This is a genomic window from Pseudoalteromonas sp. 78C3 (genome assembly GCF_002836695.1).
In the GTDB taxonomy this organism is placed as follows: domain Bacteria; phylum Pseudomonadota; class Gammaproteobacteria; order Enterobacterales; family Alteromonadaceae; genus Pseudoalteromonas; species Pseudoalteromonas arctica.
Window position 1 is genome coordinate 1 of record NZ_PJAV01000099.1, and the last position, 8,331, is coordinate 8,331.

The 8,331-nt window shown below is 35.4% G+C and carries 12 protein-coding genes and 1 pseudogene; 4 read left to right on the forward strand and 9 right to left on the reverse strand.

Features of this window, described 5'->3' with window-relative positions; all coding sequences use genetic code 11:
• Positions 1-36: 36 nt before the first annotated feature.
• From CXF76_RS02625 to dkgB, 5 genes are all read right to left on the reverse strand, one after another.
• Positions 37-441, reverse strand: a complete 405-nt coding sequence (locus CXF76_RS02625) for a hypothetical protein (RefSeq protein WP_002958658.1) — start codon at positions 439-441, stop codon at positions 37-39.
• Between the two features lie 109 nt (positions 442-550).
• Positions 551-709, reverse strand: coding sequence for a hypothetical protein (locus CXF76_RS20685; RefSeq protein WP_007378675.1), 159 nt, complete (start codon positions 707-709; stop codon positions 551-553).
• A gap of 26 nt (positions 710-735) precedes the next feature.
• A complete protein-coding gene (locus CXF76_RS02630; RefSeq protein ID WP_024591734.1) occupies positions 736-1,080 on the reverse strand; it encodes a hypothetical protein in 345 nt (114 codons plus the stop codon).
• A 770-nt stretch (positions 1,081-1,850) separates the two neighbouring features.
• Positions 1,851-2,138: a putative quinol monooxygenase gene (locus CXF76_RS02640; RefSeq protein ID WP_002958660.1), complete on the reverse strand. Its 288-nt coding sequence runs from the start codon at positions 2,136-2,138 to the stop codon at positions 1,851-1,853.
• A 78-nt stretch (positions 2,139-2,216) separates the two neighbouring features.
• Positions 2,217-3,032 (reverse strand): 2,5-didehydrogluconate reductase DkgB, encoded by an 816-nt coding sequence (dkgB, locus tag CXF76_RS02645; protein ID WP_024591732.1) that lies wholly within the window; start codon positions 3,030-3,032, stop codon positions 2,217-2,219.
• 799 nt (positions 3,033-3,831) lie between these two features.
• On the opposite strand from dkgB, the pseudogene CXF76_RS20905 reads away from it, so the two are divergent.
• Positions 3,832-3,940, forward strand: a pseudogene (locus CXF76_RS20905) (LysR family transcriptional regulator); the annotation flags it as partial.
• A gap of 113 nt (positions 3,941-4,053) precedes the next feature.
• Positions 4,054-5,094 carry a metal-dependent hydrolase gene (locus tag CXF76_RS02660; RefSeq protein ID WP_101162990.1) on the forward strand — a complete coding sequence of 347 codons (1,041 nt, stop codon included), beginning with the start codon at positions 4,054-4,056 and terminating at the stop codon, positions 5,092-5,094.
• Positions 5,095-5,168: 74 nt separating this feature from the next.
• On the opposite strand, the gene CXF76_RS02665 is transcribed toward CXF76_RS02660, so the two are convergent.
• The gene (locus CXF76_RS02665) at positions 5,169-6,131 is read right to left on the reverse strand and encodes a sensor domain-containing diguanylate cyclase (RefSeq protein ID WP_101162991.1); all 963 of its coding nucleotides are present in this window, start codon (positions 6,129-6,131) and stop codon (positions 5,169-5,171) included.
• A 328-nt stretch (positions 6,132-6,459) separates the two neighbouring features.
• Positions 6,460-6,729, reverse strand: a complete 270-nt coding sequence (locus CXF76_RS02670; protein WP_007580861.1) for a hypothetical protein — start codon at positions 6,727-6,729, stop codon at positions 6,460-6,462.
• A 241-nt stretch (positions 6,730-6,970) separates the two neighbouring features.
• On the opposite strand from CXF76_RS02670, the gene CXF76_RS02675 reads away from it, so the two are divergent.
• Together CXF76_RS02675 and ykgO are read left to right on the forward strand one after the other, a co-directional pair.
• Positions 6,971-7,237, forward strand: a complete 267-nt coding sequence (locus CXF76_RS02675) for a type B 50S ribosomal protein L31 (protein ID WP_007580864.1) — start codon at positions 6,971-6,973, stop codon at positions 7,235-7,237.
• Positions 7,234-7,368, forward strand: coding sequence for a type B 50S ribosomal protein L36 (gene ykgO, locus CXF76_RS02680; RefSeq protein WP_002958669.1), 135 nt, complete (start codon positions 7,234-7,236; stop codon positions 7,366-7,368). The genes CXF76_RS02675 and ykgO overlap by 4 nt, the downstream gene beginning before the upstream one ends.
• A gap of 63 nt (positions 7,369-7,431) precedes the next feature.
• Here ykgO and CXF76_RS02685 read toward each other — a convergent pair whose 3' ends face one another.
• Together CXF76_RS02685 and CXF76_RS02690 are read right to left on the reverse strand one after the other, a co-directional pair.
• The gene (locus tag CXF76_RS02685; protein ID WP_024591728.1) at positions 7,432-7,818 is read right to left on the reverse strand and encodes an OsmC family protein; all 387 of its coding nucleotides are present in this window, start codon (positions 7,816-7,818) and stop codon (positions 7,432-7,434) included.
• An 83-nt stretch (positions 7,819-7,901) separates the two neighbouring features.
• On the reverse strand, positions 7,902-8,291 hold the full coding sequence (locus tag CXF76_RS02690; protein ID WP_007580869.1) for a cytochrome b562: 390 nt from the start codon (positions 8,289-8,291) through the stop codon (positions 7,902-7,904).
• Positions 8,292-8,331 lie beyond the last annotated feature (40 nt).

Sequence of the window (8,331 nt, forward strand, 5' to 3'; positions counted from 1 at the left end):
ATTAAAATTGTATTTAAAACAAAGCGTGGTAATTATTTAAGTATCAATAGATTTAAGCGATCGTAAAAATAGCCCTAAGCCGCCAAACGCTAAAATTATAATAACAATCAAATCAAACGACGTCATAGTTCGCATACTAAATCGAACACTCGATATAACGCCAAATATGAGTGCGGTTAACGAACCTAGAGATAGCACCCAGCCTAAAATATTTTTAGAATTATAAAAAATCAGACCCACACCAAAAATAAATGGGATCATAACCATGCCGCCTGTAACGCCAAAGCCACCTAAAGCATTAACACTATAAATGCGAGAACTTAGTCCAAAATTAGAGGTCACCGAAATTGCGTTTAGCAGCATATAAAAGCCACCGCACATCATAATCAAACCAATAAAAAAATGCCCAATACCACCAGAGCTTCCACCCGCACCTTTCATTATTAATTATTCCTTTTATATTTTTAACTTAATCGTTTTGAATGGTAATTACTCGACTATTAACATTGACCGCAATCTGCATAATCAATGAGTGCACACGCGAAAACACTTATCGCGTAATTACATGCCAAATAACATAAAACCAAGATAAAAAACCATGCAAAATTGCCCATAACACAGACTCATTAGCACTCCATGAAATAGCAATTGCTAGGGCCGTACCAAAAGAGACTCCATATTTTACTATCTCATTTCTTGAGTTTCTCATTAATTATATTCCTAGTTTTTAACTTATTAGCTGCTTGATTTGCTTACTAAAACTGAAAGTTCTTTACCATCAATATTAATACTTGCTTCTTTGCCTAGTTCAACAACTAAAGAGGGAGCCATATGTTTTCCACCTAGTTTTAGGTCAGTTGCTAAACTAACAGTAGAATCATCAATTGGCGTTACTGTAAGAGCAAAACTATACGAATTATCAACTGAAACTGACGCCTCTTCGTTTGAATTGACTACTAAAATAGGTGAACCAATTAAGTTTTTATTATCATAAAATTTGGCATTCACTATAAAACTATCATTAGCTTGTGCAAATGAGGCAAAGCCTAACAACGCTACTATTGCGATTAATTTTTTCATTATTATCTCCATATAAATTATACAGTTTAAAGCTGTTAAGGCTTTATTGGCTGTGATTTTTTTAGCTAGCAATTTACCAGCTAATGATTAAAAAACTTATGTTTTAGCTCTGATGAAGTAACCAACACCCAGTGAACTAATATAGAACAACACTCCAAATACACTAATATCAATGAGTAGCTTTAGAATGTCAAAAGTATCTGTAAACACAAGATACTCAAAAGCAAATAAGTGAAATATGACTTTTGATCCGAAATACGCAGTTAATAAAGGGATTATAAAAATAAGAATAGATTGATTTGATTTATTAATTTCCATACCCATGTCTCCATTATTGGTTTAATTAACTCAGCTCTAAAAATATAACACACAAAAAATATATAAATAGTTAGCTATTTTGAGTCTCTTATTCAGTACCACTCGGACTATTTATGGCTGACTAAAATGCCATATTATATTTCTATAATTTACACCAGAGAACTTTAATGTAAACAACAAATTAAATAGGCTATTTATTAGAGTGGGTTGTGATATCAAAATGACTTTTAATAGTGTTATAAACTTCTTTTGATTTCGACGCACTACGCATTAACAAAAAAGAGTCCTAATAGGTTTCATTGGTATATTGGGGAAGTAGAGTATTTAGGCAGGTTAGAGTGTAAGAATAAAAGGTGATGTAAGTTAACAGCACCTATTTGAGTATTTACTTTATGATATGTAATTTAGCTAAGTATTTTAATACGTACCATAATAGGCACTATAAAAAGAATTTAACCAATTGATTTATATACATCAATACTACTATTGGTTAAAAGCCCAGTAACTTGCGTACCAAACGCTTTAAAGTGTGGCTCGTTTTTATGCGCTTCAAAGTGCTCGTCAGACGCCCACTGTTCACTAACTACATAGTCTGTATGTTCATCATCACTTTTTACCGATAGTTCATAACGTAAGCACCCTACTTCTTGGCGCGATGACTTTTGTAAGTTTTCAAGTGCTGTAAGCATTACATCTGCATCAATATTTTTGCACGACAGTGCCGCTATAACCGTTAACATGTGTATTCCTTTTAAAAGTTAAGGTGTAGATAATCTACACCTTAAAATATTTAGTTAAACTTTGCGTTTGAGGTAAGTTTACTGATCCCACTGCGGCGCAAATTCTGGTGTTGCTTGGCGGTCGCCGCAATCAAGACCATCAATGCGGGCTATGTCTTCATCATCTAATTTAACGTGGTCGTTAAAGTTATCTTCTAAGTTTTTACGCTTAGTTGATGATGGAATTGTCGTCATACCGCTGGCGTTAACCCATGCTAAAACAACTTGTGCTGGACTTGCATCGTGCTTTTTAGCAATGTCGATAATGGTTTGATCTTTAAGTACTTTGCCTACTACAAATGGCATGTATGCTGTTACATGAATGTCGTGCTGAGCACAAAATGCGCGTAATTTAGTATTAGTTAAATATGGGTGCACCTCAACCTGATTGGTAAATATTTCACGCGAGTCAAGCGTTTGCATTGCTTCATTTAAGTTTGCAATGGTGAAGTTTGATACACCAATGTGCTTAGTTAAACCAAGCTGCTTCGCTTTTAGTAATTCAGTGAGGTATTCACTCATTGGCTCGTCGTTAGCAGGCGATGGCCAATGAATTAGTAGCAAGTCGACCGAATCAACTTGTAGCTTTTCAAGTGACTTTTTAACGCTTGGGATAAAGTCGCTTTTATTTAATTTGTTATTCCACACTTTGGTGGTTAAGAATATTTCACTGCGCGGAATATTACTATCTTTTATAGCTTGGCCTACTTGCTCTTCGTTGCCATAAATTTGTGCAGTATCAATGTGGCGAAACCCAACTTCGAGTGCCATTTTTACTGAGTTATAGGCCGTGTCGCCCTCTAAGCGGAATGTTCCCATACCGAGTTCTGGCATTTCTATTACACGTTTTGTCATGGTTTATCCTTATAAAATAATCGGTTTTAAAATACAAACTTCACTAGGGCGTGTTGTCCTTTGTGGATTGAAATTTGTTCAATCTAGGGGCGATTTAATCGCGGCGCGAGGTTTATAACCTAGTGGGCTAAGTAAAAACCGAGCAACAAAGAGTTAATCGCCCCTAGAAAGAACCCAACGGGCAGTGTATGTTTGGTTTTTATGCTGCGTTATCGCCTATTTATGGGGAACAACCACACTACATAGGCTCTGCCTTGCCTAAAAACCAAACTTACTACTACAAATTCAACAACCAAAGATCAACACGCCCTATAGTTTTACGAAATACACCTTTTACTTCTCATTATGACTGTCACTTAACAATTAATGACCTCATAACAAGTATGAGGTCATTAATTTTAGTTTCAAGGTTAACAGATAAGACTTTATGCTTGCTGAATCTCGAATTTATCTTGTAGGTTATGGTAACGAAGGGCTAAATATTTTATACAGGAGAAGAAGCAACTAAGCTTTAAAACATGCGCCAGACGGTAAGTTACGTATAAATGCAGTAGCTCTTTTATGCAGCATCATCTTACTTTTTTAATTGGCAATTTTGCTAAGCAATACCTGCATATAACGCTTGATATAACTTCTTACTACAGCATTATTGGTTTACTTGAGCACACAACCGATTAGACAAACTCTATTAGTAATTTAAAAGATTTAAAATTGGCGTTCGTAAACTGGCTATTCACCCAAGTAGATGACTTATTAAATCACACGTAAATACGCAACTAATGATGAATCAGTGTTTTATTCTCCAAATAATCAAGAAATTATCAAAGCCATGTATTATAAAAAACAGTGCGGTATCGTCGCGAATTGTGGCTTTTTTAGATTTCATAAAGCCTAGGCTTAGTTTATAAGTTCTGTATATTAATATTGATATGCTTATTAAACGTTTTAACTGATTTTTTGACGCTTTTTAATAATCAAAAAGTATAAATAATAAAAGTAGTAATTAAAGGTATTAATCAAAATGGATTCTTTAACGCAGGTAGCATTAGGCAGTGCTGTAGGTTATGCGGTATTAGGCAATAAAATAGGTCGAAAAGCCGTTTTATGGGGAGCAATTTTAGGCACGCTCCCTGATTTAGATGTATTTTTGCCATATGGCGGAACCTTAGAAGCATTTACTTATCACCGTGGCTTTAGCCATTCGTTATTAATACATTTATTAATTAGCCCGCTCATTGTATGGCTAATATTAAAAGTACACGCGGGAATGCAAATTTATAAAGTCCGCTGGTTTTGGCTAGTATTTTTAAGTTTATCTACACATGCCCTATTAGACAGCCTAACGGTATACGGTACACAACTACTCTGGCCTTTTACTGAGTACCCCTTTGCGGTTTCTAGTGTGTTTATTATTGACCCCGCTTACACGCTTCCTTTATTAATTGGCGTAATATGTACGCTAATACCCAAAATAAAAGCAGCAACGGCTTATCGTATAAATGCAGCGGCTTTAGTTTTAAGTAGTCTATATTTATTTTGCGCTTTAATTTTAAAAGTAAATATTGATGACAAAGTAAAAACAGCACTCAACAACAGGCAAATACCAGTAAATGCGTATGTTAGTACGCCTGCTCCGCTAACCACTTTGCTGTGGCGTATTGTTGTGATGTCTGAGGGACAATACTACGAAGGTTATGCATCAGTATTTGACGCACCCAGCGATGTTACATTAACGGCTTATCAAACAACGCCTTCACTGTTAAATAATATTAGCGATGAATGGGCTATAAAACGCTTGCAGTGGTTTACTAAAGGGTTTTATTCGGTGCGCCAACAGCAAAGCAATATTGTACTTTCTGATTTACGTATGGGCATGGAGTGCAACTATGTGTTTAATTTTGTAGTGGGTCAAAAAAATGATTCAGAAGTGAGTATTGGTAACTTTGAAAAAATAAGTCAAAGACCAAACTTAAACAATCTTCATAAAATATGGAACAGGATTTGGCAACCAAATGTGTCTTTAGCATCACCCGCTGCAAAAAATGACTGCAATAGCGAATAGCGGCATATTATAAAATTCGTACTAGCATGAGGAAGTTAAGTGAAGTTCAAGCAGCAATTAAACTAAATAGCTCACTAAAGTGATTGCTGCTTTTTTTGCTGATACATTGCAACATCAGCATCTTGAATCATATCTTCAACCGATTTACCTGTATCGTGTTTAAAGTGTGTTACCCCTACACTGTAGTCAATTTTGTATTGCTTATTTAAGGTATTATTAGCATGCTCTATTGCATCCGCAAACCTTTGTAAAACAAACTCTGCTTTTGTCTCGTCTGAGTCGCTTAACATCGCAACAAATTCATCTCCGCCAAGTCGACCTATGACTTCACAATCACGAAATGAACTAAGCATAATTTGTGCAAATTTATTTAATACAAAATCGCCTTCGTGGTGTCCATAAATATCATTAATTTGTTTAAACTTATTGAGATCAAACAATATAAACGACATTGATACTTTGTTTCGCCTACATACATTTAGCGTATGTTCGGCAAGGTTTAAAAAGCCACGTCTATTAGATATTCTTGTTAACTCATCAATTGTGGCTAGTTGAATTGATTGAATTTCTCGCTCGACTAACGTGCCTAAATCTCTTAGTAATTGTTTTTCTTCATCATTGAGTTGTCTAGGTTTATTATCGGCAAGGCACAAAGTGCCTATAATGACTCCCTCCCTTAATTTTAAAGGAAAGCCTGCATAAAAGCGTACCTTAGGATCGCCTGTAACAAAGGGGTTATCAAAAAACCTTTCGTCTTGAGCTGTATCTGGGATTATTAATAACTCGTCTTGATTTATGGTGTGGCCACAAAATGAGGTTTCGCGAGGAAGCTCAGGCGCATCAAGCCCCTGCCTTGATTTAAACCACTGGCGGTCTTCGTCAATCAAAGTAACCAATGAAATAGAAACATTAAACATACGCTTGGCAATACGAGTAACACGATCAAAGCGCTCTTCATGAGACGTATCTAGAATTTTTAATGCTCTAAGCGCGTGTAATCGCTCAGCTTCGTTATTTGGAATCTCAGGTTTAATCATTAAAGCTCTATTAATTTTAAATGTTTTATAAATTACGAAACTGGAGCGAATATTTTCGAGTATATCATCCGATAAACTTATTTAAACTATAAACAGTCTGCCTATTCAAACTAGAACATTACCTAAAAATAGCAATAAATAAATATTTATAAATATCAGTAAGTCGTGCCTAAATAAAGGTAAGATTCAATACGCAAAAAATTATGATTTAAACAGGTGGGATTAGTGGTTGATACAACATAGCTACTCTTTAATGAAAAAGTAGTAGTGGCTATTTAGTTTTATTTAAATAACCACTGGATTTGGCATACTTACAAAAATAAACACTTTAATTTTGGTGCTCATATTGTCCACGGTAAACTTCAAATACTTTTAAAACAGTATGTTGCTCTTTAGTTAGGTTATCAAACCAATCATCAAACAGCTCATCATCTTCTTGCTCGCTTAGTGCCATATACCTTGCTAGTAACTCTACAATATCATTGTGGTTGCAGGTTAAAGGATTTACTTGTTGCGCCAAGGTACTGTGGTCGCGCTCTCTTAGGGTTTCCATCACCCCTTGATCAATTTGTTCTTGTTGTTGTGTTGCGTCACTCATACATAACCTCTGTAATAACTTTATAACCGTATTTGTTAACGTTTTAACTCTTAAATATAGTTATAACAGCCTAAACGCCAATAGCCAGCATTTTTGATTCAAGTGCTTATTTTTTGATTTGTTTGCGCAAATAGCCAGCAATTACGGCCTTTTTAAGGAACATTTAAATAATTTGCAATGGGAGAATAAATACGCTAAATTAAAATGATATACTATCACATATCATTTATTGAGGCGTATTATGAAACCAAATATTCATCCTGATTACCACGTGGTTGCTTTTCACGATACCGCTGCCGATTCTTACTTTATTATTGGCTCAACCATAAAAACGAGCCGCACAGTAGAAATAGACGGTAATACATATCCATACGTACCTATTGATGTATCAAGTGACTCGCACCCATTTTATACAGGCAAGCAAAAAACAACCGCTACAGATGGCCGCGTTGCGCAGTTTAATCGTCGTTTTAAAAGTTTATCGACTGTTAAAAAGGAAAAGGTATGAAAGTATTAAGCTCTCTTAAAAGTGCTAAGCAACGTCCGGGGTGTCAAATTGTAAAACGCAAAGGCCGCGTATTTGTAATTTGTAAAAACAACCCACGCTTTAAAGCAGTACAAGGAATGAAAAAGAAATAAGTTAAACGGGGATGCTCAACATATAATTAGGTAGCTTGCTTAAGCTACCTAATTTAGGGGGGACTATTTTACCACTACTGAAAACTCTGGCACTGCCTGAATTACTTTTTTTACCGTACAGGTATTAACGGCTGCAATAAGCGCCTTTTTATATTTATCAGGGAAGCCTTCTGGTAAGTTAATCTCAATTGAAAATAGCTTTTTACCGTTGTCATCTACATTTTCGTTATTTTGAGTAAGCGTCATACCTTGCGTTGAAATATCACGCTGCTCGCAAAACTTACGCGCATAAAAACCTGCACATAAAACCATACTTACTAAAAAATAATCAAACGGTTCTGGATACTCTGCATTGCCACCAGCGTTTACGCTTTGATCGCTTATTACTTCTAGGTCGCCAAATTTAGCGCTTTGCTTTTGGCCTTCTAACATTGAAACTGAAATTTCCATTGTGTTTCCTTATATTTATTGCTGCAGATACCTTTAACGCAATTAGCTTAAAAGTAGCTACTAAAGATACATATAGTTTAGGTTTATGAACCGAACAGTAATTCAAAGAACCCTGGAGGCTCGTGTAACTCATGATATTTTTTACGTAAATTATCTATATTTTTCAGTGGTTCTTTTGCCGCACTTAGCCCCTGCTCGTTTGCTGCTTTTTTTGCAAGTTCAGCTTGAGCAATCACTTTATCAAGGCCCTGCAATGACTGCTCAGGTTTTTTGTAAAACTTACCTGTTTTACTCACTTTAACCAGCTTTATAAATTCATCAATCGCAGTATTAAATTCACTAAGTTGAGTTGCCTGCACCGCTTGTTTATATGCAAGGCCCGTGTTTTTCATATTTACTTCAAGATCGACTTCTTGCTGCGCAAAAGACATTGAACTAAACGCAAAGGTAAAAATAATAACTAAATACTTCATGGTCAAACCTATTAATTAAAAACACCTAAATTGTATCAAG